The sequence below is a fragment of the Lentzea sp. NPDC036955 genome (assembly GCF_055608005.1).
In genome coordinates this window covers 519,270-543,398 of sequence record NZ_JBVJRC010000003.1, presented here as the reverse complement: position 1 = coordinate 543,398, position 24,129 = coordinate 519,270, and the positions used below count along the sequence as shown (strand labels likewise).

Below are 24,129 nucleotides of genomic sequence, written 5' to 3'. Positions count from 1 at the left end.
TGAGATGAGATGGCTCGGAGACCTGGCGCCGGTGGTCGCCGCTTGGGTAGGAACTTCAACTACCAGGAGTGGGCGGCTGGTGGCTTTCAGTTCGAGGAGCCCGACGCGCCTCCCCCAGACCCAGAGGAAGCCGAGGACGCACCCCACGATGAGCGGGTTACAGGGCAAGGGCTAGGCGATATGTCTCAGCGTGAGGTGGATGACTCGTCGTCGTACCCGTACGACGACGTGCCGAACCGGTTCGACATAGACGGCGGGTACGGCACCGGGTTGTTCGGTGGCCCCGGCGCGGACCTGTTCGGCCAGCACGAGATGCCGGAAGCGGTGCCCGAACAGCTGCCGTACACCACCGGGCCGCAGCCGGTGTACAGCACCGGCGCACAACCGGCGTACAGCACCGGTGCACAGCCCGCTGTGCGGCCGGAGGAGAATGCGTCTGCGGACTCGGGTTCACTGGTGCGGCCTTACACGCGCACCGGTGGACGCACACGACCCGACTACGACCTCGCGATCGAGGCGCTGATCTCGACCAGCGAGCGTGGCCTCGAACGGGATGCCGCAGTACTTCCCGAGCACAGGTCGATCTGCGGGTTGTGTGTGGACACGCGGTCGGTGGCCGAGGTCGCGGCACTCCTACGCTTGCCTCTTGGCGTCGTGCGGGTGTTGATCGGCGACATGGCAAGCATGGGATTGGTTTTGATTCACCAGGGCGGTCTGGTCGTGGGGGACCGGCCTTCCATGGAATTCCTGGAGAGGGTGCTCAGTGGGCTTCGCAGGCTCTAGTCCCCAGGGCGCCGAGGGCGCACGGAAGCCGACTACGTCCGCCAAGATCGTCGTGGCGGGTGGCTTCGGTGTTGGCAAGACGACGTTCGTCGGCTCGGTGTCCGAGATCGTCCCGTTGACCACCGAGGCGGTGATGACCGAGGCCAGCGCGGGGGTGGACGACCTCTCCGCCACGCCGAACAAGGTCACCACGACGGTCGCGATGGACTTCGGCCGCGTGTCGCTCGACAGCGACCTGATCCTGTACCTCTTCGGTACACCGGGTCAGCACCGGTTCTGGTTCATGTGGGACGACCTGGTGCGGGGTGCCATCGGCGCCATCGTGCTGGTCGACACCCGCAGGCTCGCGGACGCGTTCGCCTCGATCGACTTCTTCGACGACCGGCAGCTGCCGTACGTCGTGGGCGTCAACTGCTTCGACGGCCTCCTGCACCACAGGCTGGAGGACGTGCGCGAGGCGTTGACGATCGACGAGTCGGTGCCGATCGTGACGTGCGACGCGCGGAACCGGCAGTCGACCAAGCAGACGCTCATCACGCTGGTGGAGCACGCGATGCGCCAGTGGATGTCCGTCCGCGCCGGCTGATCCCCGCAGCCTGAACGACTCGAACGAGGCGGGCCCCACCTCCGGGTGCGGCGCTCGCCTCGTCGTCGTGTCCGGGGTCAGTCAGTCCTCGTCCACCAGGGCGGCGGACGTGACGCGGTGCAGGGGGAACCGGAGCACCTCGCCGTAGCTGTGGTCGTAGCCCTCCAGCACGCCGCCGCCGACGACGTGCGGTTCGATCACGCGCTGCGCCGCCGTGCCGTGCGAGTCGACGAACCCGACCAGCACGCTGCGCCGCGCCCGTGCCGCCTCCTGCAGCAACGACAGCGTCGCCGACGGCCCGGCACCCAGGTTCCCGGGAACGGCGACGCGCTGACCCCGTGGCGTCGCCGCCGCGCGGTCACCGGCGCGGACCAGCTTCACGAGCTCGCCCAGCCGTTCGTCGGCGGGCACGGCCGGTGTCGCCGGTTTGCGCGCCGAACGCTGCCTCGGCGTGGTGCGCCGTCCACCCGGCCGCAGGTCCAGCACCTGCCCGTCGGGGCCCTCCGCCGCCGGGGCGAACCCGGCCGAGCGCAGCCCGTCCAGCACGTCCGCCAGCGGCAGCGGGCTCACGAGCACGGTCGGTGCGATCCGGCGCAGCTCCAGCCTGCCCGCCTCCGGGTGCGCCAGGACCTCGCTGACCAGCACCGGGTCGTCGCAGCGCAGGAACGACCCCGCGGCACCGCCGCGCAGCCGCCCGTGCCGGCGTGCGGCGTCGTCGACCAGGTAGGTCAGCGACTGCGGCACCGGGGTGCGCGAGCGGAGCTTGAACAGCTCGTGCAGGTCGTCGGCGGTGCGGCCGGCGTCGAGCGCGCGGCGGACCGTGGTCTCGCTGATCCGGTAGACAGTGGCGCTGCCCGCCGACTCGACGTCCGCGACCAGGGCCAGCTCGTCGGCCAGCTCCGGTTCGAGCCGGCCGGGAGCGACCACGGTGAGGTCGGCCTGCACCAGCACGTGGTCGAGCGGGTCCGGCAACGCCTCGGCGAGCGCCTTCGCTGCGGGCCCGGCGCCCTCGTCGAGCAGCACGCGGCCCGCACTGGTGACCGCACCGAGCGCGAGCACGCCCACGGCCGTGCCCTCCTCGACGGTCCAGCGCACCAGCTCGTCGCGTTGCCGTCCGCCCCGGCGCGGTGCCCGCCAGGCGAGCAGCGCGGCGAGCTCCGCGGCACCGCCGATCGCGGTGCCCTTCGGCAGCGCGGCGAGGCTGTCGAGCACCCAGCGGCGGTCGCGGGGCGCCTGGGCGCGGCGGATCTCGTCGGCGAGCGGGGTGAAGAGCTTGTCCTTCTCGTCGCGGCGGCCGACGAGCGCGGGCAGCCGCGGCAGCTCCAGCCAGGCGTGCGCGAGCGTGGCCCAGCGGACCTCGGTGGTCGCCGCGAGCCACACGTCGGCCTTGGTCGTCGGCACCCACTCCGGTTCGGTGGACTCGGTGTTCGCGGCCAGGTCGGCGCCGACCACCAGCTCGATCAGCAGGGCGGCGCGCTGTTCGTCGACACCCAGGTCCTTGGCGGCCCTGCGCAGGTCCCGCACGCCCAGCCCACCCGTGCGCAGCACCGCGGGCGGTTCGACCGACCAGCTCGCGAGCAGGTTCTCGACGTGCCGCACGAGCTCCAGCGCCTCACCGCCGCCGGTGGCGTCGACGTTCGCCGGGGCGACGGTGCCGGTGCGCGGCTTCGGCTCGGTCACCTGGACCGGCCCGAGTGGACGGTCGCCGCGCAGCCGCAGCGCGATCTCGCGGGGCAGCTCCACCGTGCCGGGGTCGCGGCGCAGCAGCAGGCCGCGGGCGAGCAGCCGCTGGACCGGTGTCTCCGCCTTCTCCAGCGGCACGACCCGTGACGCGTCCTTCGTGTCGCCGATGGGCGGACCGGCGGCGAGCTTCTGCAGCACCCGCTGCTCGCCCTCGGTGATGCCGTCCAGGTCGTAGGTCTGCCCGGTGGCCCGGCCGAGCCCCGCCGGGTACGTGCCGAACGCCTCCCGCGTGACCGGGGGCAGCGACAGCGCCTCGTCGTCGCCCCAGACCAGCGCCAGCGACCGCAGCCGGGCGAGCGCCTGCTTGAGCGGCTTCGGCTTCACGTCCGGCCCGAGCACCCCCGCGAGTGTGGGCAACGCCACGGGCGCCGTGTCCGCGCCCACGACGACCAGGCCCTCCAGCACCACGAGCGTGAACGTGTCGAGGTCCTCGCAGGCGCGCGCGATCGACGCCCTGGTGCCGACCCTCGTCGCGAGCACGGACATGTCGGCTGGTGGGGGCGTTGCCAGGTCGGGACGGGCGCGCAGCAGTGCGACGAGCGCGTTGTCGTCCTGGCCGCGCAGCCAGTCGGCCAGAGTGATGCCGGACATTCTCACCACGGTATATGGGCCGCTGGAGATCTCCTCGTCCTCTGTCACACTTGTGGCGTCATCTGGCACCACCGAGGAGGAGAACGTGGCGAAAGGACGCCCTGAACGGGTCGACCCGCACTGGCCGGAGGGCCCGGAAGGCGGTCACCCCGTCACCGAGCTGACCAGCGACCTGCAGGGCGCGCTGTCGCCGTTCGGCACGGTCACGTTCCCGCTGCCGGTCGAGGACCTCCCGTACACGCACCCGGTGACCGAGATCAACAAGTCCTGAGTGGATTGTCAGACCGGTCTTAAAACTCGCCGAGTCGGGTGAGTACCGCAAAGGGGCCGGGGATAGGCTCGTTTCCCGCTTGAGCAGCACTTCGTGGGAGGAATGACGATGCCGGTCCCCGGCCCTGGTTACTCGATCACCGTTCGACTGGAGGCGCCGCCGTCAGCGAGCGCCGCGGGTGACCTCACCTCGGCCGTCGGCCGCGCGGGCGGCGTCATCACGGCGTTCGACGTCGTGGAGTCGCACAACGACCGCGTCGTCATCGACCTCACCTGCAACGCCCTGTCGGCCAACCACGCCAAGGACATCACCGACACGCTGGAGACGTTGCCCGGCATCGTCGTCCGCAAGGTGTCGGACCGCACGTTCCTCGTGCACCTCGGTGGCAAGATCGAGATCTCGTCCAAGGTCCCGCTGCGCAACCGCGACGACCTGTCCCGCGCGTACACCCCCGGCGTGGCCCGCGTGTGCGAGGCGATCGCGAAGAACCCGGACGACGCGCGCCGCCTGACCATCAAGCGCAACACCGTCGCCGTGGTCACCGACGGCTCCGCCGTGCTGGGCCTGGGCAACCTCGGCCCCGCCGCCGCCCTGCCCGTGATGGAGGGCAAGGCCGCGCTGTTCAAGAAGTTCGCCGGCGTCGACGCGTGGCCGGTCTGCCTGGACACCCAGGACACCGAGGAGATCATCCGCGCGGTCGAGCTCATCGCCCCCGTGTACGGCGGCATCAACCTCGAGGACATCTCCGCACCGCGCTGCTTCGAGATCGAGGCCCGGCTGCGCGAGAAGCTCGACATCCCGGTCTTCCACGACGACCAGCACGGCACCGCGATCGTGGTCGTCGCCGCCCTGCGCAACGCCCTGCGCGTGGTGAACAAGGACATCAAGGACTGCCGCATCACCGTCTGCGGCGTCGGTGCGGCCGGGTCGGCGATCATCCGCCTGCTGCTCGCACAGGAGCCCGGCGACATCATCGCCGTGGACGTCGACGGCATCGTGCACCGCGACCGCCCAGGCCTGGACGCGAACCTGAAGTCCATCGCCGCCTCGACGAACAAGGGCAACCAGTCCGGCCGCCTGCACGACGCGCTGGTCGGCTCGGACGTGTTCATCGGCGTGTCGGCCCCGAACCTCTTCGGCGCCGACCAGGTCGCGACGATGGCCAAGGACGCCATCGTGTTCGCGCTGGCCAACCCGGACCCGGAGATCGACCCGATGGAGGCCCAGCAGCACGCCGCCGTCGTCGCGACCGGCCGCTCGGACTTCCCGAACCAGATCAACAACGTCCTGGCGTTCCCCGGCGTCTTCCGCGGCCTGCTCGACGCCCACGCGAAGACCATCACCGACGCGATGCTGCTGGCCGCCGCCCAGGCCATCGCCGACGTGGTCGACGGCGACCGCCTGAACGCGTCGTTCATCGTCCCGTCGGTCTTCGACAACACCGTGGCCCCCGCGGTGGCCGAAGCCGTCCGCAAGGCCGCCAACGCCTGACCCCGCCCCTCTTTCCGGTCACGCGGGAGTCCTACGTTCCCCTCTGGGGCACGCGGGGCCCCCGCGTGCCCGGCGTGACGGGCGTTGCGGGCCGGGCGTGACCGGCGGGCGGGGCGGGGCGGGCGGAGGGGCCTTGGGCAGGGGGCGCGCACTTCGTGCGGGCTTACGATCGCGGTATGACCAAGCAGTTCACCCACCTGGACTCCCACGGCGCGGCCCGCATGGTCGACGTCTCCGGCAAGGAGCAGACCACCCGCACGGCCGTGGCCACGGGCGTGCTGCAGACGACCGCCGAGGTGGTGGCACTGCTGGGCGCGGACGGCCTCCCCAAGGGCGACGCGCTGGCCACCGCCCGCATCGCCGGCATCATGGCCGCGAAGCGCACCTCGGAGCTCGTTCCGCTGTGCCACCCGATCGCCCTGTCGTCCGTGGCGGTGGACCTGGCGCTGGCCGACAACTCGGTCCTCATCACCGCCACGGTCCGCACCACCGACCGCACCGGCGTGGAGATGGAAGCGCTGACCGCGGTCTCGGTGGCCGGCCTGACCCTGCACGACATGGTGAAGTCCGTGGACCCGGCCGCGACCATGAACGCAGTCCGGGTGGAACGCAAGGAAGGCGGCAAGACCGGCCTGTGGGAGCGCCCGTGAGGAAAGCAGTGGTCATCACCGCCTCGAACCGGGCGGCCGCCGGCGTCTACACCGACCGCAGCGGCCCCCTGATCACCGCCTGGCTCACCGACCGCGGTTTCACCGCCGGTGACCCGGTGGTCGTCCCGGACGGCGACCCGGTCCGCGACGCCCTGGCCGCGGCCGTGGCCGACGGCGCCGACCTCGTCATCACGACCGGCGGCACCGGCATCAACCCCACCGACCGCACCCCGGAGGCCACCCGCGCGGTCCTCGACCACGAGATCCCGGGCCTGGCCGACGCCATCCGCATGGCGGGCTGGCCGGAGGTCCCCGGCTCGGTCCTGTCCCGCGGGGTGGCCGGGGTCGCCGGCCGCACCCTGGTCGTCAACCTGCCCGGCTCCACCGGCGGCGTCCGCGACGGCCTGGAGGTCCTCGCCGAGGTCGTCGACCACGCCCTGGACCAACTCCGCGGAGGAGACCACAGATGAGCGTCGTGCTGCGCGCCACCGTGACCGAGGAACCGCTGTCGGTGGAGGAACACGCCGCCCTGGTGACCTCCGACCGCGCCGGTGCGGTCGTCACCTTCTCCGGCGTGGTCCGCGACCACGACGGCGGCCGCTCCGTCCTGGAGCTGGAGTACCACTCCCACCCGTCCGCCGCGGACGTGGTCGCCGAGGTCGTCGCGTCACTGGCGGACCGCTACGAGGGCGTCCACGGCATCGCCGTCTCCCACCGGGTCGGGCCGCTGAAGATCGGCGACGTGGCTCTCGCGTGCGCTGTGGCGGCGGAGCACCGCAAGGAGGCCTTCTCGCTGTGCGCGGACCTCGTGGACGAGGTCAAGGCGCGGTTGCCGGTGTGGAAGCGGCAGGTGTTCTCGGACAACACCGATGAGTGGGTCAACTGCCCCTGATCGGGTGCAGATTTCCGCAACGCACGTGAGCCGCTCGGAGGGCGGTCGGCGCTCGCAATGAGGCTGCCGGGGCCGAGCGAGGCTGCCGCTCGGGCGCGGTCGGCGGGATGGGCGCGGCTGCCGCTCGGAGTGTGGTGGGCGAGGCCGCCGGAGCCGAGCGAGGCGTCTCTCGCCGGACAACGCGTGGGTCCGTGCCCGTCCATCTCACGCCCGTGCCCGTCCGACGCGAACAGGGACCTCACCGCCGGGGGGTCGCGGTGAGGTCCCTGTTCTTGCATCAGCCCGTCACGGGCCAACGACGTTCGACGCTCAGAGCGCCAGCTTGTGACCGGGGAAGATCAGGTCGGGGTTCGTCAGGAACCCCTTGTTCTTCTCCACGATCGCCTGCCACCCGCCGCTGACCTTCTGCTCGTCAGCGATCTTCGACAGCGTGTCGCCCGCCTTGATCTCGTAGGTGCCGTTCGGGTTCGACTTCGAACCCGCGACGACGACCGGGGCGACCGGCGTGGCGGCCTGGCGCTGCTGGGGCTGCACCTGGCGCTGCTGCTGCTGTTGCTGCGGGGCGGGCGCGGCCTGGCGGGCCGGAGCCGGGGCGGTCTGGCCGCCGAGGCCCTTCACGCCGCAGGTCGGCCAGGCCTTGTAGCCCTGGGTCTGCAGGACGCGCTCCGCGATGCGGATCTGCTCCTCGCGCGACGCCTGGGCGGGGTTGCCCTGGCCTCCGTGGCCTTGCCACGTCTGCATCGAGAACTGGAGGCCACCGTAGTAGCCGTTTCCGGTGTTGATGGACCAGTTGTTGCCGCTTTCGCACTTGGCGACGGCGTCCCAGTCCATCGAGGGGGCGGCGTTGGCGGTGCCAACGGCCAGGCCCAGAGGGGCACCGGCGATGATGCCGGCGACCGCGACCTTGGCGATGGTGCGAGCTGCGGAACCCTGCTTGCCCTGCGTGCCACGGTTGAAAGCCATGTGCCTCTCGGTCCACCACACCTGCGTCAGCAGCTCGGGTTCGGGGCCCGGTGTGCTCCTGCGTCCCAGTCCAGCGGTGTCTCTCGCTCGGGGTATGTCCGGGGAACCGTGTGGACTGGGTTCGGTGCTCGGTTCTCCGGTGGTGCTCTCGGCCGGTTCGGGGCCAGCCGAGATGTGACCGTACGTAGCCCATGGCGGCACCGCCAAACGGAATCGACCGTGATGCGCGTCACAGTAACGGTTCGGTTTATTGTCGGAAATCTACAAAACCGCAGCTCAGGAGCGCCGTTATCGGTCTGTTTCCAATCCGAGATCGACCGAGATCTTTCACGGAAAGTGAGTCGTGGCTCACGACCACTAGGCCATCGGAGACGTCCTCCTCACGGTGGGAGGACGCCCCTGCGATCAAGTGCGCGGCGGAGGCGAGCAGACTGCGCGCACTCCTCGATGCACCCGTTCGGCTTACAGCTCGTCCGCCGCCCGAGGCGCTCGCCGGTCGGGCCGCCGTGTTCCCGGTCTCGACTCGCACGCCCGACTCGCGCTCGTGCGCGGACGCCTTGACGATGCACTGGTGACCGAGATCAAGTCCGTCGAGCTCGCGCAGGAGGCGCACAGCGCCGAGGACGAGGCGGAGCGCGCGGGCCCCGCGCTCGTGGCCGAGACCGGGTGCCGTTCCCGGGAGGAGGACCTCGACCGCGCATGACCAGGCTCGACCTGCTCCGCTCCGCACTCGCCGCCCGTCCCGGCCAGCCCGTCCCGTTCGACGAGCTGGTCGTCACCGTCTGGCCCGATGACCGGCCGGCGAACCCGAAGGCGGCGCTGCGCAACCTCGTCCGGCGCCTGCGCGCCACCGAGGCCGTGGTCACCGAACCGCACGGCTACCGCTTGGTCGTGCGCAGGCCCGGTCCGCGCCAGCTGCCCGCCGACCTGCCCGACTTCGTCGGCCGCGCACCGCAGATCGCCGCCGCGCTGGCCGCCACGGCCCCCGTCCTCGCGATCACCGGCCCGCCCGGTGTCGGCAAGACCTCGCTCGCCGTCCACGTCGCGCACCGGCTGCGGGCCGGCTTCCCCGACGGGCAGCTGCACGTGAACCTCCGCGCGTTCTCCGCGAGCGAGCCGGTGACGGTCGAGCAGGCGCTCGCCCGGTTCCTGCGCGCGCTCGGCGCCGAACAGGTCCCCCTCGCGCCGGACGCGCAGCTCGCGCTCTACCGGGAGCTGACCGCGGGGCTGCGGCTGCTGGTGGTGGTCGACAACGCCACCGCCGACCTGGTCACCCCGCTGCTGCCCGCCGGCGCGGGTAGCCGGGTGATCGTCACGAGCCGCACCGACCTGCCGGAGCACGAGCAGATCCGGCTCGACGTGTTCGACGACGCCGAGGCCGACGCGCTGCTCACCAACATGCGCGTCGACGGCGCTTCACCCGACCGCGCCGAGCTCGTCGGCTGGTGCGCCCACCTGCCGCTCGCGCTGCGCATCGCCGCCGCGCACCTGACCGACCGCCACCTCGCCGACTACCTGGTCGACCTGCGCGGCGAGGGACGGCTGGACGCGCTGGAGATCGAGGGCGACGCCGCGGTGCGCGCCACGTTCGAGCTGTCCTACCTGGCGCTGCCCGACCGCGCCCAGCGGCTGTTCCGGCTGCTCGGCCAGGTCCCCGGCCCCGACTTCGGCGTCGAGGCCGCGACCGCGTTGCTCGGCTCGCCCGCCGCCGAACCGCTGGACCAGCTCGTGGCGGCGAACCTGGTGCAACGCGCGCAAGACCGCCACAGCCTCCACGACCTGCTGCGCGCCTACGCACTGCGTCTGGGCGATGCCTCGCCGACCCGGCTGTTCGCGTACTACCTGCTCAACGCCGACCGCGCGGGCCGCACGCTGAACCCGGAGCTGCACCGCCTGCCGCTGCCCGAGCTGCCCGCCGACCTGCCCGCCCACGACCTGGGCACCATGGCCGACGCGCTGGCCTGGCTCGACACCGAACGCCAGAACGTCGTCGCCGCCGTCCTCGCCGCCGCCGACCGGCCCGTCGCCTGGCAGCTCACGGACGCGATGCGCGCCCACTTCCTGCACCACTCGGCGGACGTCGTCGACTGGCGCACCAGCGCCCGCGCCGGCCTGCGCGCCGCCCGCACCCTCGGTGACCAGCGCGCGGAGGCGACCATGCACGGGTCGCTCGGTCTCGCGCACTGGCGGTCCGGCGAGTTCGCCGAGGCGCTGCCGCAGTACACCCGCGCCGTCGCGCTGGCCCGTTCCCACGGCGACCACGCGGCGCTGAGCTCGCTGCTGACCAACCTCGGCATCATCCACTGGGAGCTCGGCCACCTCGCGGAGGCGGTGGCGGCGATGGAGGAGTCCCTGACCCTCGACCGCAGCCCGAACGCCCTCTACAACCTCAGCAGCATCCTCGTGGACCTCGGCCCGCTGGACCTGGCCGTCGCCTACGGCGAGGAGGCGCTGGAGATCTCCCGCGCCTCCGGGCTCACCGCGGGCGTCGCCTACTGCCTGCAGGGCCTCGCCTCCGTCTACCTCTTCCCCGGCGACCTGGAGACCTCCGAGCGGTACCTCGCCGAGGTCGCCACCCTCACGACCCCGGAGCTGGGCCCGCACTTCCCGAGCCGCAGCCGGGAGACCCACGCGTTCCTGCGCCTCGAACAGGGCCGCTACGCCGAGGCGGAACGCGACGCGCGCGCCGCCGTCGACCTGGCCGTGGCCGGTGCCGACGACACGAACGAGGCCGACGGCCGCATCACCCTCGGCATGGCGCTGCAACGGCAGGGCCGCGTCGAGGAGGCCCTCGCCGAGCACGAGCAGGCCCTCGCCATCGCCCGCAAGGCGGGCTTCGCCAGGGGAGAGGTGCAGGCGCTCGCGGGCCTGGCCGCCGACCACCGCGCCGCCGGCGACCTGGCGTCGGCACTGCGCTGCGCCACCGAGGCCGACGACCGCGCCGAACGCGCCCAGCTGCGGGTGCGGCAGGTGCAGGTCGTGGCCGAGCTGGTGGAGGTCCACCGGGAGCTCGGGGACTTCGAGGAGGCCGAACGCCAGCGGCTGCGCGGGCTGGAGCTGGCGCGGGTGACCGGGCGGAGGTCGTGGGAACGGCGGCTGACGCAGCCGGTGGACCCCCGCGGCTCGGGCGACGACGCGGGTCAGCCGCCCGCGAACGGCGGCAGCACGTCCAGCTGAGCCCCGGCCCGCACCGGCACCGACGTGTCCCGCACGGCCACCCCGTCCAGCAGGAAGCTCGACGCCGCCAGCACCTTGCCGAGCCGTTCGCCGTGGCGTTCCCCGATCGCGCTGACGACCACGGCCACGCTCGGCGAGCCTTCGAGCACGAGGTCCTCGTCCGAGACACCGGCCGCAGCGCGCGCACCCGCGAAGTAGCGGACCTTCACCGCGGTGGTCACCGTCATCCTCCGATGGCGCTCATGGGCCGGTCGGGCTGGCTGAAGCCCGCGTCGTTGATGCCGTGACCGGCCGCCTTGCCCCACATGGTGGCGCGCCAGGCGTCGGCGACGGCGGAGTCGGGGGAGCCGTCGCGCAGCAACGCGCGCAGGTCCGTTTCCGACCGGCTGAACAGGCAGTTGCGGACCTGGCCGTCCGAGGTGAGCCGGGTGCGGTCGCAGGCGGCGCAGAACGGCCTGGTCACGGACGCGATCACGCCGACGGTCGCGGGGCCGCCGTCGACCAGCCAGCGCTCGGCGGGGGCGCCGCCGCGCGGGACCTCGGACGGGGTCAGGGTGAAGGCCTGCGACAGCATCGCCAGGATCTCGTCGGCCGTGACCATGTTCGTGCGGGTCCAGCCGTGCTGCGGGTCGAGCGGCATCTGCTCGATGAACCGCAGCTGGTAACCGTTCTCGACGCAGAACCGCAGCAGCGGGACGGCCTCGTCCTCGTTCATGCCGCGCAGCAGCACGGAGTTGACCTTCACCGGTTCCAGGCCTGCCTCGCGGGCGGCGTCGAGGCCGTCGAGCACGTCGGTGATGCGGTCGCGCCTGGTCAGCGTGGCGAACCGGTCGGGGTCGAGGGTGTCGAGCGAGACGTTGATGCGGTTCAGGCCCGCGTCCTTCAGCGACTTCGCGCGGCGGGAGAGCCCGATGCCGTTCGTGGTCATCGACATCCGCGGCCGGGGCTCCAGAGCGGCGGTCGACGCGATCACGTGCTCCAGCCCGCGGCGCAGCAGCGGCTCGCCGCCGGTGAACCGGATGTCGGTCACGCCCAGGTCGACCACGGCGATCCGGATGAGCCGGACCAGCTCGTCGTCGGTGAGCAGCTCGTCCTTCTGCAGCCAGTCGAGGCCCTCGGCCGGCATGCAGTAGGTGCAGCGCAGGTTGCAGCGGTCGGTGAGCGAGACCCGCAGGTCCTTGGCCACCCGCCCGAACCGGTCGACGAGCAGCGGCGTGTCCGGACGTGCGGACACGTCGGGGGTGCCGCGCACCACGGGTAGTCCCAACTCCACTGCTGTCACCTCATTCAGCTTAATGAACAACCTCTTGTAGGTACCTCCACAACGGAGGTTTCTCACGTTCCGCCCAGTTGGAGCACATCCACGACCAATTGTCTTAGCGGCTAAGATGTTCCACATGGAACCTGAAGTGCTGGAGAGGTTCACCTGGTACATGCGGGAGCAGAGCGCGCTCACCGTCATGTTCCACACGAAGGTCGCCGAGCAGATGGGCCTGTCGGCGACCGACGAGAAGTGCATCGACCTGGCGATGCGGGCCGAGGGGCCGCTGACCGCCGGTCGGCTCGCCGAGCTCTCCGGCCTGTCCACCGGCGCCGTCACCGGTGTCATCGACCGCCTCGAACGCGCCGGGTACGTCCGCCGGGTCCGCGACCCGCACGACCGGCGCAAGGTCCTCGTCGAGGTCACGGTGGGCGACGTGGAGAAGTTCGGCGAGCTCTTCGCCAACGCCTACCACAGCCTCGTCGAGGTGCTCGGCCACTTCGACGACGCCGAGCTCGCGGTCATCGAGCGTTATCTCAAGCTCCAGATCGAGACGTTCCGCAAGCGCGTGATCGATACTTAGACCATGTGGCACTACTTGATGGACATGGACGGCGTTCTGGTGCACGAAGAGCACCTGATCCCCGGCGCTGACGAGTTCGTCGGAGAGCTGCGCGCCTCCGGCACCCCGTTCCTCGTGCTCACGAACAACTCCATCTACACGCCACGCGACCTGCGCGCCCGGCTGCAGCGGACCGGCCTCGACATCCCCGAGTCGTCCATCTGGACCTCGGCGCTGGCCACCGCGCGGTTCCTCGACTCGCAGCGCCCGAACGGCTCGGCGTTCGTCATCGGCGAGGCCGGTCTCACGACCGCGCTGCACGAGATCGGGTACGTGCTGACCGACCGCGACCCGGACTACGTCGTGCTCGGCGAGACCCGCACCTACAGCTTCACCGCGATCACCAAGGCCATCCGCCTGGTCGAGGAGGGCGCGAAGTTCATCGCGACCAACCCCGACGCGACCGGCCCGTCACGCGAGGGCTCGCTGCCCGCGACCGGTGCCGTGGCGGCGTTGATCGAGCGCGCCACCGGGCGTGAGCCGTACTACGTCGGCAAGCCGAACCCGCTGATGATGCGGTCCGCCCTGCGCGCGCTGGGCTCGCACAGCGAGAACGCCCTCATGATCGGCGACCGGATGGACACCGACGTCCGCTCCGGCCTGGAGGCGGGCCTGTCGACGATCCTGGTGCTCTCCGGGATCTTCACCGCCGAGCACGCCGAGATGTACCCGTACCGCCCGACGCGGGTGCTCAAGTCGATCGCCGAGCTCGTCGGTCACTCCCAGGACCCGTTCGGCGACTGGACTGACCACTGACGCGCGAGGGTTCATCACCTATCGTCGCGGAGGTGGACACGGATCGCCGTCCGATGCACGTCGTGGGTGACGTGCACGGGCACCTCGCCGAACTGATCAGGGCACTGCACGTCGCCGGGCTGTGCGACGAGGAGGGGCACTGGACCGGCGGTGCGGCCGAGCTGTGGTTCCTCGGCGACTTCGTGGACCGCGGTCCCGACGGCGTGGGCGTGATCGACCTGGTCATGCGCCTGGGCGAGGAGGCGGCCGAGGCGGGTGGCTCGGTCAACTCGCTGATCGGCAACCACGAGGTGCTGCTGCTGGGCATGCACCGGTTCGGCGACGAGCAGGTGCCCGACAGCCTCGGGCCGCGGTCGTTCGCGCGCAGCTGGCTGCTCAACGGCGGGCTGCGCAGCGACCAGGACCGGCTGACCGAGGCGCACCTCGAGTGGCTCACGACCCGGCCGGTGCTCAAGCTGCGCGCCGACCACCTGCTGATGCACTCCGACACGGTCGCCTACCTCGAATGGGGGTCCTCGATCGAGGAGGTCAACGAGGCCGTCCGCCAGGTGCTCAAGGGCGACGACCTCGTCGAGTGGTGGGAGTGCTGGCGCAAGATGACGACCAGGTACGCCTTCCGCGGGCCGCAGGGCCCGGAGATCGCCGACGAGCTGCTGGCCACGTTGGGCGGCAACAGGATCGTGCACGGGCACAGCGTCATCGCCGACCAGCTCGGGGTCATGCCCGAGCAGATCGACGGGCCGCTGGTCTACGCCGACGACAAGGTGCTGGCGATCGACGCCGGCCTCTACAGCGGCGGGCCGTGCCTCGTCGTCCCCTTGCCGTACACCGGGGCCTGACTACGGTGGGCGGATGACCGCCAGCTACTCCTCGGGCACGTCCACCGCCCCGCTGCTGGGCGACACCATCGGCGCGAACCTCGCCGCGACCGTCGAGCGCTTCGGCGACCGCGAGGCACTCGTCGACAGGGCGACGCGCCGCCGGTGGACCTACGCGGAGCTGGCGGCCGAGGTCGAGCGGGTCGCCGCCGGTCTCACGGCGCTGGGCGTGCGCAAGGGCGACCGGGTCGGCATCTGGGCACCGAACTGCGCGGAGTGGGTCTTCGTGCAGTACGCCACCGCCCGGATCGGCGCGGTCCTGGTCAACGTCAACCCGGCCTACCGGGTGCACGAGCTGGAGTACGTGCTGAACCAGGCGGGCATCCACACGCTGGTGTCCGCGCGGTCGTTCAAGACCTCCGACTACGCCGGGATGGTCGACGAGGTGCGGCCGCGCTGCCCGCAGCTGCGGCACGTCGTGTTCCTGGACGATCCGCGGTGGAGCGCGGCGGAGCTGCCCGAGGTCGAGCTGGACCGCGACGACCCGATCAACATCCAGTACACGTCCGGCACGACCGGGTTCCCCAAGGGCGCGACCCTGTCGCACCACAACATCCTCAACAACGGCTACTTCGTCGGCGAGCTGCTCGGCTACACCGAGCAGGACCGCATCTGCGTGGTGCCGCCGTTCTACCACTGCTTCGGCATGGTCATGGGCAACCTCGCGGCGACCAGCCACGGCGCGTGCGTCGTGATCCCGGCACCCGCGTTCGACCCGGCGGCGACCCTCGCGGCGGTGCAGGAGGAGCGCTGCACCTCGCTCTACGGCGTGCCGACGATGTTCATCGCGATGCTCGACCTGGTCGACGGCTACGACCTCTCGTCGTTGCGCACCGGGATCATGGCCGGCTCACCGTGCCCGGTCGAGGTGATGAAGCAGGTCGTCGAGCGCATGGGCATGGGCGAGGTGTCCATCTGCTACGGCATGACCGAGACCTCGCCGGTGTCGACGCAGACCCGCGCCGACGACTCGCTCGACCGCCGCGTCGGCACCGTCGGCCGCGTCGGGCCGCACCTGGAGGTCAAGATCGTCGACCCGGTCACCGGTGCCACGGTCCCGCGCGGCACGCCGGGCGAGCTCTGCACCCGCGGCTACTCGGTGATGCTCGGCTACTGGAACGAGCCGGAGAAGACCGCGGAGGCCGTCGACGCCGCCGGTTGGATGCACACCGGCGACCTCGCCGTGATGGACGACGACTCGTACATCACCATCACCGGCCGCATCAAGGACATGGTCATCCGCGGCGGCGAGAACGTCTACCCGCGCGAGGTCGAGGAGTTCCTCCACGCCCACCCGGACGTGCTCGACGCCCAGGTGGTCGGCGTGCCGGACGCGAAGTACGGCGAGGAGCTCGTGGCGTGGGTGCGCCTGCGCGAGGGCGCCGCGCCGCTGACGGCCGAGGCGGTGCGGGAGTTCTGCGCCGGCAAGCTCGCCCACTACAAGATCCCGCGCTACGTGCACGTCGTCGACGAGTTCCCGATGACGGTCACCGGCAAGGTGCGCAAGGTGGAGATGCGCGCGAGGTCGGTGGAGCTGCTCGGGCTGGACGACGGCATCCGGCACGCCTGAGGCCGTCCGCGGGTCACGGGACCTCGACGATCTCCTTGCCCAGCGGCACCAGCGAGACCTTGACCAGCTTGAAGTTGGCCACGCCCAGCGGGATGCCGATGACCGTGATGCACAGCGCGATGCCGGTGACGACGTGGCCGATGGCGAGCCACAGCCCGGCGACGAGGATCCAGATGACGTTGCCCAGCAGCGAGCCCGTGCCCGCTCCCGGCTTCTCGACGACCTCGCGGCCGAACGGCCACAGGGCGTAGTTCGCGATGCGGAACGACGCGATGCCCCACGGGATCGTGATGATCAGGATGCAGCAGATCAGACCGGCGACCGCGTAGCCGACGGCCATCCAGAAACCGGCGAGCACCAGCCAGATCACGTTCAGGATGAGGCGCATGACTCCAATCTAAGCTGATCGGCATGACGTGGGGTGTGATCGCAACGGGCGGCATCGCGCATGCGGTGACCGCTGACATGCTCAAGGCGGGTGTCCAGGTGGGTGCCGTGTCCTCTCGGGACGTCGCGAAGGCCGAGCAGTTCGCGGAGAAGTTCGGAATCCCGCGCGCCTACGGCGACTACCACGAGCTGCTCGCCGACCCGGACGTCACCGTCGTCTACGTGGCCACCCCGCACGGCCAGCACCACGAGGTCGTGCTCGCCGCCCTCGACGCCGGCAAGAACGTGCTGTGCGAGAAGGCCCTCGCGCTGACGGTCGCGCAGGTCGAGGAGATGGTCGACCGGGCGAGGACCACGCAGTTGTTCCTCATGGAAGCGATGTGGACGCGCTTCAACCCGTTGATCCGCAAGGTCGTGGAGGCCGTCGGCGCCGGTGAGATCGGTGAGGTGCGGCTGGTCCGCGCCGACTTCGGGTTCCGGCACGCCTTCGACGCGAACGACCGGCTGTGGGCCAAGGAGGCGGGCGGCGGCTCCGTCCTCGACCTCGGCGTCTACCCGGTCTCCCTCGCGCACCTGCTCCTGGGCGTTCCCGGCACGGTCCACGCGCACGGCGGCCTCGCACCGAGCGGCGTGGACGCCGACGCGGGCATCCTGCTGGGCTACGAGAACGGCGCGCACGCGTTGCTGGGCTGCTCGCTGACCGCCGACACCGGCGCCGGCGCCACCGTCATCGGCACCGAGGGGCGCATCGACATCCCCGAGGCCTTCTACAACCCCACCAGGGTGCTCATCAACGGCGTCGAGCACACGGCCGAGGACGGCGGCTACACGCACCAGATCCGGTCGGTCGACGACTGGGTCGCGATGGGGTTCGTCGAGCACGCGGACATGACGTGGAACGACTCGGTGGAGATCATGCGCATCATGGAGACCGCGCTCGGTCAGCTCGGTGTGTCCTATGCGGACGTCGTCAGGTAGATCAGCGCGGCGTTCAGCACCACGACGGCGAAGGCCACCGCCCACGCCGCGACGGTGACCGCCCGCCGGTTCGTGAACCCGCCCATCACGGACCGGCGCCCGGTCAGCCACACCAGCGGCACCAGTGCGAACGGGATGCCGAACGACAGCACCACCTGCGACAGCACCAGCGCGAACGTCGGGTCCACTCCGGACGCCAGGACCACCAGCGCCGGCACCAGCGTGACGAGTCGCCTGGTCAGCAACGGGACCCGCACGCGCAGCAGCCCGTCCATCACCACCGCGCCGGCGTAGCACCCGACCGCGGTGGAGGCGAACCCGGACGCCAGCAACCCGAGCGCGAACAGCAACGCGACCCCGCCGCCCAGCGCGGCACCGACCGCCGCGTGCGCGCCTTCGAGCGTGCCGACGTCCTCCCCGCCCTGCAACGCGGACGCCGCCAGCAGCAGCATCGCCATGTTCACCGCACCGGCCAGCACCATCGCGACGACCACGTCGACCTTCGTGGTGCCGAGCAGCGCCGGGTTCTTGCCGTGCCGGTCCCGTGCCAGCGCTGAGTGCAGGTACACCGCGTGCGGCATCACGGTCGCGCCGAGCATGCCCGCCGCCAGCAGCACGCTGTCCGCGCCGGCGAACCGCGGCACCAGGCCGGTGACCGCGTCCGGCACCGACGGCGGTGCCACGAACAGCCCCGCCACGAACCCGACGGCGATCACGACCAGCATCGTCGTGACGACCCGTTCGAACGGCTTCTGCCCGCGCCGGTCCCGCACCAGCAGCAGCACCGTCGACACCACGCCGGTGATCACGCCGCCGAGCAGCAGCGGCAGGTCGAACAGCAGGCGCAGCGCGATGGCACCGCCCAGGACCTCGGCCAGGTCGGTCGCCATCGCGACCACCTCGGCCTGCCCCCAGTAGGCGAGCCGCACCGGCCGCGGCAGGTGGTCCCGCACGGCCTCCGGCAACGACTTCCCGGTGACCAGGCCGAGCTTCGCCGACAGGTACTGCACGAGCCCGGCCATGACGTTCGCGACGACGAGCACCCACACCAGCAGGTACCCGTACGTCGCGCCCGCCGCGGTGTTCGTGGCCACGTTGCCGGGGTCGACGTACGCGACCGCGGCGACGAACGCCGGACCGAGCAACGCCGCGCCCGCACGCAGGCGCGTCCCGACAGCGACCACCGGACACCTCCCCTTGTTGCCAGATTATGGCAACAACGGGAGTCAGGCCTCCAGGGTCAGGCGCGCGACCGTGATCACGGCGTCCATCGCGCCGTCGAGGTCCCCGCTGGGCATCAGCAGGTGGCTCAGCGCGAGCCGCACGGTCGTCTCCGCCGTGAACCGCACGTGCTTGCCGGGGAAGTGCTCGGTGAGGTGCCGCTCGACCACCTCGGTGGCCTGGAACAGCACGGGGTGGCCGCGGATCGTGAGGAACGGCAACAGGTCCTCGGCGTCCTGCCCGGTGAGCACCGCCGAGGCCAGCCGGTCCTTCTCGGTCTGCTCGAACGTGAACCGGAACGCCAGCCGCATGGCCCGCCACGGGTCGGGGTCCTGCCGCAGCCGCTGCGCGATGCCCGCCAGGTACTCCTCCGTGCGGTGCGCGGCAACGGCCTGGACGAGCCCCTCCTTGTTGCCGAACTCGTTGTAGACGGTCTGCCTGCTCACCCCCGCGCGACTGGCCACCTCGATCATGCGCAACCCGTGGAACCCGTGTGCCGCCAACAGGTCGGCGGCCGACTCGATCAGGAGCTCGGTGATGTCGCTCACACGGACAGCTTTACACAGTTACGGATTTTGTAAAGACGTAGAGTCGAGTTCTGTGCCTCTCACCGTGGGTTTCGACCTGGACATGACGCTCATCGACCCCAGACCGGGCATGGCCGCGGTGCTGAACGAGGTCGGCGCCCGCACCGGCCACGACCTCGACGGCGAGCACTTCGCGGCGAACCTCGGCCCGCCCCTCGACATGATCTACCGCGACATGGGCGTGCCGGAGGAGGAGATCCCGGAGCTGATCACGTTGTTCCGCGCGCTCTACCCGGACGTCGTGATCCCCGCGACCGTCGCGCTGCCGGGGGCCTCCGCCGCGCTGGCGTGCGTGCGCGAGCTCGGCGGCGAGACCATGGTCGTCACCGGCAAGTACCGCAAGAACGCCGCACTGCACCTAGAGGCGCTGGGCTGGGAGGTCGACCACCTCTACGGCGAGCTGTGGTCCACCGGCAAGGCCGAGTCGCTGAAGCTGCACGGCGCCGCCGTCTACGTGGGCGACCACGTCGGCGACATGCGCGGTGCGGCCGCGGCGGGCGCGGTGGGCGTGGGCGTGGTGACCGGGCCGTGCAGCCGGCAGGAGCTCGTCGAGGCGGGCGCCGCCGTCGTGCTGGCGGACCTGCGCGAGTTCCCGGAGTGGCTCAGGACCTCCGGCGTGACTTCCTGATCACCGCGACGATCCCCAGCCCGAGCCCGATCGCGGGCAGGTAGGTGGCGGCGACGTTCAGCCACACGGGCAGGTCGCCGTGGCCGGTGAGGAACAGCGCGAAGACCACCACGATCGCCAGTACGCCCACGGCGAACAGGCCGATGGCCAGCGGCATCAACTTCGGAGCGGTCATACCGCCAGCGTAGTCGCGCTAACGGAGGTGCCTTCCCCAAGGTCTTCTGGCTACTCTGGTGGGACGCGTCCTGGGTACGCCCCCGGGGCGCGTTCGTTGTGCAAGAGCAAGGGAATGGTGAGCGCGGTGCCGACCGGCAAGGTCAAGTGGTACGACACGGAGAAGGGCTTCGGGTTCGTCACCCAGGACGGTGGCGAGGACGTCTACGTCCGCAAGTCCGCACTGCCACCCGGCGTCGAAGGCCTGAAAGCCGGCCAGCGCATCGAGTTCGGCATGGCCGAGGGCCGCAGAGGACCCCAGGCGCTGTCCGTGCGCCTGGTCGACCCCGCGCCGTCCGTCGCCGAGGCCCGTCGCCGCCCTGCCGAGGAGCTGCACGGCCTGATCGAGGACATGATCAAGCTGCTGGAGAACAAGGTCCAGCCCGACCTGCGCCGCGGCCGCTACCCGTCGGACAAGAAGAGCATGAAGCTCGTCGCCGAGGTCGTGCGGGCGGTGGCGCGGGACCTCGATCCGTAAAAGGATCGGCGTCATGTCTGACGCGGATCGGATCGTCGAGTTCCTCTACGAGGTCGGCCAGCTGAAGCGCCTGCCCAGGGCGGGGTGGTTGTTCGCCGGGGTCCAGCACCCCGAGTCGGTCGCCGCCCACTCGTTCCGGGTGGGCGTTCTGGCGTACGCGCTCGCCGTGCAGGAGGGCGCGAACGCCGACCGGGCGGCGACGCTGGGCCTGTTCCACGACGTGCCCGAGGCGCGCACCGGCGACATCCCGTACGTCGGCAAGCTGTACCTGGACGTGAAGGTGCCGCCGGAAGCCGTTGCGCGCGACCAGGTCCAGCACCTGCCCGCGCCGCTGGCCGCGCACGTCGAGGCGCTGGTCGCCGAGCACGAGGCCGCGAAGGACATCGATCACACGCCCGAGGCGCGCTGCTCCCGTGACGCCGACAAGCTCGAACTGCTGCTGCAGGCCCGCGAGTACCAGGCCGCCGGTGTCGCCAAGATGGAGCGCTTCATCCAGACCATGCAGGAGTCGGTGGTCACCGACACCGGCAAGGCGCTGCTGGACAGCGCTCTCCGCATCGCTCCCAGCGAGTGGTGGGAGGCGTTCGGCCGCCGTTAGGGCACGGCAGGGGTCAGGACGTCACCTCGACTGCCCAGTAGCCGCGCAGCAGCGGCTGACCGGTCTCCAGCACCGCGGCGGCCGCCTCGTGGATCTCGATGCCGAGCAGCTGGTCGGTCTTGTCCGGCAACGACAGCGTGTACGTGAAGTTCTCGCCCTTGCCGAGCAGGCCGGTGCCGGTGGTCTGCTCCTTGCCCGCCGCGTCGCGGTACAGGAACACGGCCTCCCACAGCCCGTCGGCGAGCTGGCCGTCGACCGAGATCTGCACGACCTTGCCCGCGGGGACCTTCAGCTTCGCGGGCTGGCTGCGCTCCGCGCAGTTGTCGCCGCCGAGGTCGCAGTACACCGCCGGCTCGACCTGGATGGTCTTGCCGTTCGCGTGGAACGTCACCTCGGGGTAGTGGCGGGGGAGCGAGCACCCTGTCAGCGCGAGCAGTCCAACGGCCAGGGCAGCAGCAAGTCGACGCACGTCAGGCAGCCTACGGGGTGGCTCCGGCCGGCCTGCGGACGAGCCGGTGCAACGAGGTCCCGTTGCGGTACATCCAGGTCTGCGCCAACCCCAGCGCCAGCAGCACCGCCACCACCAGGAACCCGATCCAGAACGTCGGCGGCAGCAGCACGCCCAGCGCACCGCCGAACACCCACGCCAGCTGCAGGATCGTCTCCGACCGGCCGAACGCCGACGCGCGCGACTCCTCCGGCAGGTCGTCCTGGATCACCGCGTCCAGGCTGATCTTGGCCAGCGACGAGGCCGTGGCGCCCAGCAGGCCCACGATCGCGGCGGTCACCAGGCCCGGCAGCGCGGCGGCGACGACCGTGGCGGCCAGCGCCGTGCCGACGCAGCCCAGCACCACCTCGTCGGGCTTGCCGAACTGCTGGCGCGCGCCGATCGCATTGCCCAGGAAGCTGCCGATTCCGGCGGCACCGGCGATCACGCCCAGCAGCAGCAACTGCCGGACCGCGTCACCCTCGGTCTGCTCGCGCACCACGAACGCGGCGAACAACGTCAGGAACCCGGTCAGCACCCGGATGGAACCGTTGCCCCACAACGACACCACGATGTGCCGCGACATCGGCCGCCGTGCCGGGTTGCGGGAGCGCAGCGCCGCGGGCACCTCGCCCTCGGTCACCTCGACCCACGACGGGATGCGCATGCACAGCACCGCGTTCGCCAGGCACAGCACCGCCGTGAACCACAGCGCCCCGGGCGAGCCGAAGATGTTCGCGAAGCCCGCCGCGAACGCACCGAACACCGCGCCCGCCGCGAGCCCGAAGACGGTCATGCGCGCGTTGGTCTTCGACAGCGTGATGTCCGGCGGCAGCACCCGCGGCGTGATCGCGGACTTGAGCACCGTGAACGACTTGGACAGCACCATGCTGCCCAGCGCCGCCGGGTACAGCAGCCAGTTGTCGAAGTTCAGCGCCATCACGACCGACAGGCCGATCCGCAGCACGCAGGACGCCGCCAGCGCGAGCCGCCGACCACGCTGGACCTTGTCCAGCAACGGACCGATCACCGGCGCGACCAGCGCGAACGGCGCGACGGTGATCAGCAGGTACAGCGCGACCTTCGTCTTGGACTCCGCGCTCGCCGCGGAGAAGAACAGCGTGTTCGCGAGCGCCACGGCCATCGCCGCGTCGGCCGCGTAGTTCATCATCACCGCGTAGGTGACCGACGACATGCCGGACTTCCCGGCACCGTCGGCGTGGGCCGCGCGCCGGAACGCCGCGACCGCCTGCTGCGACAGCTGCTTGGAGCGGAACCACGCGACGCGGGTGACCGTGAGCTTCTTCGGCGGCTTGGGCGTCGGGGTGGTCTGCTGGTCGGAGTTCGGCAACGGCCGGGTGCTCTGCGGGCGCGGCGGGGGCTCGAACCCGTGCCCGGACCCCTGCCCGGACGGCGTTGCGCCGCGCGACCGCGGCCGGTACTCGTCGTCCTGCCACGGGTAGCGCTTCGGAGCCGGCTCGTCACTCCACCCGCGGTCGCCCGTCACACCGTCAATCCTGCCCCATTCAGTGGAAGCGCACCCGGAAGACGGTGGGCCAGTTCTTGCCTGTGACCAGGAACTCGTCAGTGCCCGGGACGTGCGCGATGCCGTTCAGGACGTCGACGTCACCCTGCGGCTTCAACGAGGACAGGTCGTAGGTCTTCGTCACCTTCCCGTCGGCCGGGTCGATGCGCACGATCTCGTCGGTCTTCCACACGTTCGCCCACACCTCGCCGCCGACGCACTCCAGCTCGTTGAGCTGCGCGAGCGGCTTGCCGTCCCGCGTGACCCGCACGCCGCCGGTCTCGGCGAACGTCTTCGGGTCGCGGAAGGCGAGCTGCGCGCTGCCGTCGCTCATGACCAGCCGGGACTGGTCGTGGCAGATGCCCCACCCCTCGCCGTCGTAGGACACGCGGCGGATCTCGTCGAACGTCTTCCGGTCGCGTTCGATCGCCACGCCGTTGCGCCAGGTGATCTGCCAGATGGTGTCGCCGACGACCGTGATGCCCTCGCCGAAGAGCTCCTGCGGCAGGTCGACCTCCTTGCGCACCTCGCCGGTCGCCGGGTCGAGCGCCCGCATCGACGACTCGCCCTCCAGACCGGTGCCCTCGTAGAGGACGCCGTCGACGAGTTCCAACCCCTGGGTGAACGCGGTTGTGTCGTGCGGAATCTTTTGCAGGACTTCTACCTGCGGTTTTGTTTCCTGCTGGGCCGAACAGGCGGCGAGAACCGCGACGAGGACCAGCCAGACGGGTGAGCGCACCCCACGGAGGGTGGCACGAGTTTTCGTCCCCGCGAAGTCCTGCGGCACAATTCA

The 24,129-nt window shown here is 71.2% G+C and carries 26 protein-coding genes and 1 pseudogene; 16 read left to right on the top strand and 11 right to left on the bottom strand.

Annotated features, from left to right (window positions below; all coding sequences use genetic code 11):
* Nucleotides 1–9 precede the first annotated feature (9 nt).
* Both ACZ7CF_RS11825 and ACZ7CF_RS11820 read left to right on the top strand, forming a co-directional pair.
* The gene (locus ACZ7CF_RS11825; protein ID WP_360385506.1) at nucleotides 10–783 is read left to right on the top strand and encodes a DUF742 domain-containing protein; all 774 of its coding nucleotides are present in this window, start codon (nucleotides 10–12) and stop codon (nucleotides 781–783) included.
* A complete protein-coding gene (locus ACZ7CF_RS11820; RefSeq protein ID WP_030470877.1) occupies nucleotides 764–1,369 on the top strand; it encodes a GTP-binding protein in 606 nt (201 codons plus the stop codon). Before ACZ7CF_RS11825 ends, ACZ7CF_RS11820 begins: the two co-directional genes overlap by 20 nt.
* An 81-nt stretch (nucleotides 1,370–1,450) precedes the next feature.
* Here the strand turns inward: ACZ7CF_RS11820 and ACZ7CF_RS11815 are convergent, their stop codons facing one another.
* Entirely contained in the window at nucleotides 1,451–3,703 is a 2,253-nt protein-coding gene (locus ACZ7CF_RS11815) for a helicase-associated domain-containing protein (RefSeq protein WP_470369553.1), read from the bottom strand.
* Between the two features lie 85 nt (nucleotides 3,704–3,788).
* On the opposite strand from ACZ7CF_RS11815, the gene ACZ7CF_RS11810 reads away from it, so the two are divergent.
* From ACZ7CF_RS11810 to ACZ7CF_RS11795, 4 genes and pseudogenes are all read left to right on the top strand, one after another.
* Nucleotides 3,789–3,974 carry a hypothetical protein gene (locus tag ACZ7CF_RS11810; protein ID WP_360385510.1) on the top strand — a complete coding sequence of 62 codons (186 nt, stop codon included), beginning with the start codon at nucleotides 3,789–3,791 and terminating at the stop codon, nucleotides 3,972–3,974.
* Nucleotides 3,975–4,082: 108 nt separating this feature from the next.
* Complete coding sequence (locus tag ACZ7CF_RS11805; RefSeq protein WP_360386624.1) at nucleotides 4,083–5,465, top strand: NAD-dependent malic enzyme; 1,383 nt, start codon at nucleotides 4,083–4,085, stop codon at nucleotides 5,463–5,465.
* A gap of 176 nt (nucleotides 5,466–5,641) precedes the next feature.
* On the top strand, nucleotides 5,642–6,115 hold the full coding sequence (gene moaC, locus ACZ7CF_RS11800; RefSeq protein ID WP_360385513.1) for a cyclic pyranopterin monophosphate synthase MoaC: 474 nt from the start codon (nucleotides 5,642–5,644) through the stop codon (nucleotides 6,113–6,115).
* A pseudogene (locus ACZ7CF_RS11795) lies at nucleotides 6,112–7,007 on the top strand (molybdenum cofactor biosynthesis protein MoaE). Before moaC ends, ACZ7CF_RS11795 begins: the two are co-directional and overlap by 4 nt.
* A gap of 309 nt (nucleotides 7,008–7,316) precedes the next feature.
* Here ACZ7CF_RS11795 and ACZ7CF_RS11790 read toward each other — a convergent pair.
* Nucleotides 7,317–7,970, bottom strand: coding sequence for a transglycosylase family protein (locus ACZ7CF_RS11790; RefSeq protein WP_470369552.1), 654 nt, complete (start codon nucleotides 7,968–7,970; stop codon nucleotides 7,317–7,319).
* Between the two features lie 571 nt (nucleotides 7,971–8,541).
* Between ACZ7CF_RS11790 and ACZ7CF_RS11785 the strand changes: the two genes are divergently transcribed.
* Both ACZ7CF_RS11785 and ACZ7CF_RS11780 read left to right on the top strand, forming a co-directional pair.
* Nucleotides 8,542–8,673, top strand: a complete 132-nt coding sequence (locus ACZ7CF_RS11785) for a hypothetical protein (RefSeq protein WP_360385521.1) — start codon at nucleotides 8,542–8,544, stop codon at nucleotides 8,671–8,673.
* Nucleotides 8,670–11,147, top strand: a complete 2,478-nt coding sequence (locus tag ACZ7CF_RS11780; protein WP_360385523.1) for an ATP-binding protein — start codon at nucleotides 8,670–8,672, stop codon at nucleotides 11,145–11,147. The genes ACZ7CF_RS11785 and ACZ7CF_RS11780 overlap by 4 nt, the downstream gene beginning before the upstream one ends.
* On the opposite strand, the gene ACZ7CF_RS11775 is transcribed toward ACZ7CF_RS11780, so the two are convergent.
* Nucleotides 11,111–11,374, bottom strand: a complete 264-nt coding sequence (locus ACZ7CF_RS11775; protein WP_360385525.1) for a MoaD/ThiS family protein — start codon at nucleotides 11,372–11,374, stop codon at nucleotides 11,111–11,113. The two genes, ACZ7CF_RS11780 and ACZ7CF_RS11775, sit on opposite strands and share 37 nt — an antisense overlap.
* On the bottom strand, nucleotides 11,371–12,429 hold the full coding sequence (gene moaA, locus ACZ7CF_RS11770) for a GTP 3',8-cyclase MoaA (protein WP_470369551.1): 1,059 nt from the start codon (nucleotides 12,427–12,429) through the stop codon (nucleotides 11,371–11,373). Before moaA ends, ACZ7CF_RS11775 begins: the two co-directional genes overlap by 4 nt.
* 115 nt (nucleotides 12,430–12,544) lie before the next feature.
* Between moaA and ACZ7CF_RS11765 the strand changes: the two genes are divergently transcribed.
* From ACZ7CF_RS11765 to ACZ7CF_RS11750, 4 genes are read left to right on the top strand one after another with little or no spacing between them, the layout of a single operon-like run.
* The gene (locus ACZ7CF_RS11765) at nucleotides 12,545–12,991 is read left to right on the top strand and encodes a MarR family winged helix-turn-helix transcriptional regulator (RefSeq protein WP_458429554.1); all 447 of its coding nucleotides are present in this window, start codon (nucleotides 12,545–12,547) and stop codon (nucleotides 12,989–12,991) included.
* Nucleotides 12,992–12,994: 3 nt separating this feature from the next.
* Nucleotides 12,995–13,786: an HAD-IIA family hydrolase gene (locus ACZ7CF_RS11760; RefSeq protein ID WP_360385529.1), complete on the top strand. Its 792-nt coding sequence runs from the start codon at nucleotides 12,995–12,997 to the stop codon at nucleotides 13,784–13,786.
* A 53-nt stretch (nucleotides 13,787–13,839) separates the two neighbouring features.
* On the top strand, nucleotides 13,840–14,625 hold the full coding sequence (locus ACZ7CF_RS11755; RefSeq protein WP_360386629.1) for a metallophosphoesterase: 786 nt from the start codon (nucleotides 13,840–13,842) through the stop codon (nucleotides 14,623–14,625).
* A 13-nt stretch (nucleotides 14,626–14,638) separates the two neighbouring features.
* Entirely contained in the window at nucleotides 14,639–16,234 is a 1,596-nt protein-coding gene (locus ACZ7CF_RS11750; RefSeq protein ID WP_470369550.1) for an AMP-binding protein, read from the top strand.
* 13 nt (nucleotides 16,235–16,247) lie between these two features.
* On the opposite strand, the gene ACZ7CF_RS11745 is transcribed toward ACZ7CF_RS11750, so the two are convergent.
* Nucleotides 16,248–16,622: a YccF domain-containing protein gene (locus ACZ7CF_RS11745; protein WP_360385533.1), complete on the bottom strand. Its 375-nt coding sequence runs from the start codon at nucleotides 16,620–16,622 to the stop codon at nucleotides 16,248–16,250.
* A 23-nt stretch (nucleotides 16,623–16,645) separates the two neighbouring features.
* On the opposite strand from ACZ7CF_RS11745, the gene ACZ7CF_RS11740 reads away from it, so the two are divergent.
* The gene (locus ACZ7CF_RS11740; RefSeq protein WP_470369549.1) at nucleotides 16,646–17,599 is read left to right on the top strand and encodes a Gfo/Idh/MocA family protein; all 954 of its coding nucleotides are present in this window, start codon (nucleotides 16,646–16,648) and stop codon (nucleotides 17,597–17,599) included.
* On the opposite strand, the gene ACZ7CF_RS11735 is transcribed toward ACZ7CF_RS11740, so the two are convergent.
* On the bottom strand, nucleotides 17,578–18,783 hold the full coding sequence (locus ACZ7CF_RS11735; protein WP_470369548.1) for an Nramp family divalent metal transporter: 1,206 nt from the start codon (nucleotides 18,781–18,783) through the stop codon (nucleotides 17,578–17,580). The genes ACZ7CF_RS11740 and ACZ7CF_RS11735 overlap by 22 nt on opposite strands.
* Nucleotides 18,784–18,825: 42 nt before the next feature.
* Nucleotides 18,826–19,368: a TetR/AcrR family transcriptional regulator gene (locus ACZ7CF_RS11730; RefSeq protein ID WP_360385539.1), complete on the bottom strand. Its 543-nt coding sequence runs from the start codon at nucleotides 19,366–19,368 to the stop codon at nucleotides 18,826–18,828.
* 52 nt (nucleotides 19,369–19,420) lie between these two features.
* Between ACZ7CF_RS11730 and ACZ7CF_RS11725 the strand changes: the two genes are divergently transcribed.
* Nucleotides 19,421–20,035: an HAD family hydrolase gene (locus tag ACZ7CF_RS11725; RefSeq protein WP_360385541.1), complete on the top strand. Its 615-nt coding sequence runs from the start codon at nucleotides 19,421–19,423 to the stop codon at nucleotides 20,033–20,035.
* Here ACZ7CF_RS11725 and ACZ7CF_RS11720 read toward each other — a convergent pair.
* Nucleotides 20,010–20,210 carry a hypothetical protein gene (locus ACZ7CF_RS11720; protein ID WP_360385543.1) on the bottom strand — a complete coding sequence of 67 codons (201 nt, stop codon included), beginning with the start codon at nucleotides 20,208–20,210 and terminating at the stop codon, nucleotides 20,010–20,012. The genes ACZ7CF_RS11725 and ACZ7CF_RS11720 overlap by 26 nt on opposite strands.
* A gap of 126 nt (nucleotides 20,211–20,336) precedes the next feature.
* Between ACZ7CF_RS11720 and ACZ7CF_RS11715 the strand changes: the two genes are divergently transcribed.
* Together ACZ7CF_RS11715 and ACZ7CF_RS11710 are read left to right on the top strand one after the other, a co-directional pair.
* Nucleotides 20,337–20,726: a cold-shock protein gene (locus ACZ7CF_RS11715; protein WP_360385545.1), complete on the top strand. Its 390-nt coding sequence runs from the start codon at nucleotides 20,337–20,339 to the stop codon at nucleotides 20,724–20,726.
* Between the two features lie 13 nt (nucleotides 20,727–20,739).
* Nucleotides 20,740–21,324 carry an HD domain-containing protein gene (locus ACZ7CF_RS11710; protein WP_470369547.1) on the top strand — a complete coding sequence of 195 codons (585 nt, stop codon included), beginning with the start codon at nucleotides 20,740–20,742 and terminating at the stop codon, nucleotides 21,322–21,324.
* 13 nt (nucleotides 21,325–21,337) lie between these two features.
* On the opposite strand, the gene ACZ7CF_RS11705 is transcribed toward ACZ7CF_RS11710, so the two are convergent.
* Genes ACZ7CF_RS11705 through ACZ7CF_RS11695 form a run of 3 tightly spaced genes read right to left on the bottom strand, consistent with a single transcriptional unit; the run spans nucleotide 21,338 to nucleotide 24,075 of the window.
* Nucleotides 21,338–21,793 (bottom strand): DUF2771 family protein, encoded by a 456-nt coding sequence (locus ACZ7CF_RS11705; protein WP_458429548.1) that lies wholly within the window; start codon nucleotides 21,791–21,793, stop codon nucleotides 21,338–21,340.
* A 10-nt stretch (nucleotides 21,794–21,803) separates the two neighbouring features.
* Nucleotides 21,804–23,327 (bottom strand): MFS transporter, encoded by a 1,524-nt coding sequence (locus tag ACZ7CF_RS11700; RefSeq protein ID WP_458434259.1) that lies wholly within the window; start codon nucleotides 23,325–23,327, stop codon nucleotides 21,804–21,806.
* A gap of 10 nt (nucleotides 23,328–23,337) precedes the next feature.
* Nucleotides 23,338–24,075 (bottom strand): glutaminyl-peptide cyclotransferase, encoded by a 738-nt coding sequence (locus ACZ7CF_RS11695; RefSeq protein WP_470369546.1) that lies wholly within the window; start codon nucleotides 24,073–24,075, stop codon nucleotides 23,338–23,340.
* Nucleotides 24,076–24,129: the final 54 nt, after the last annotated feature.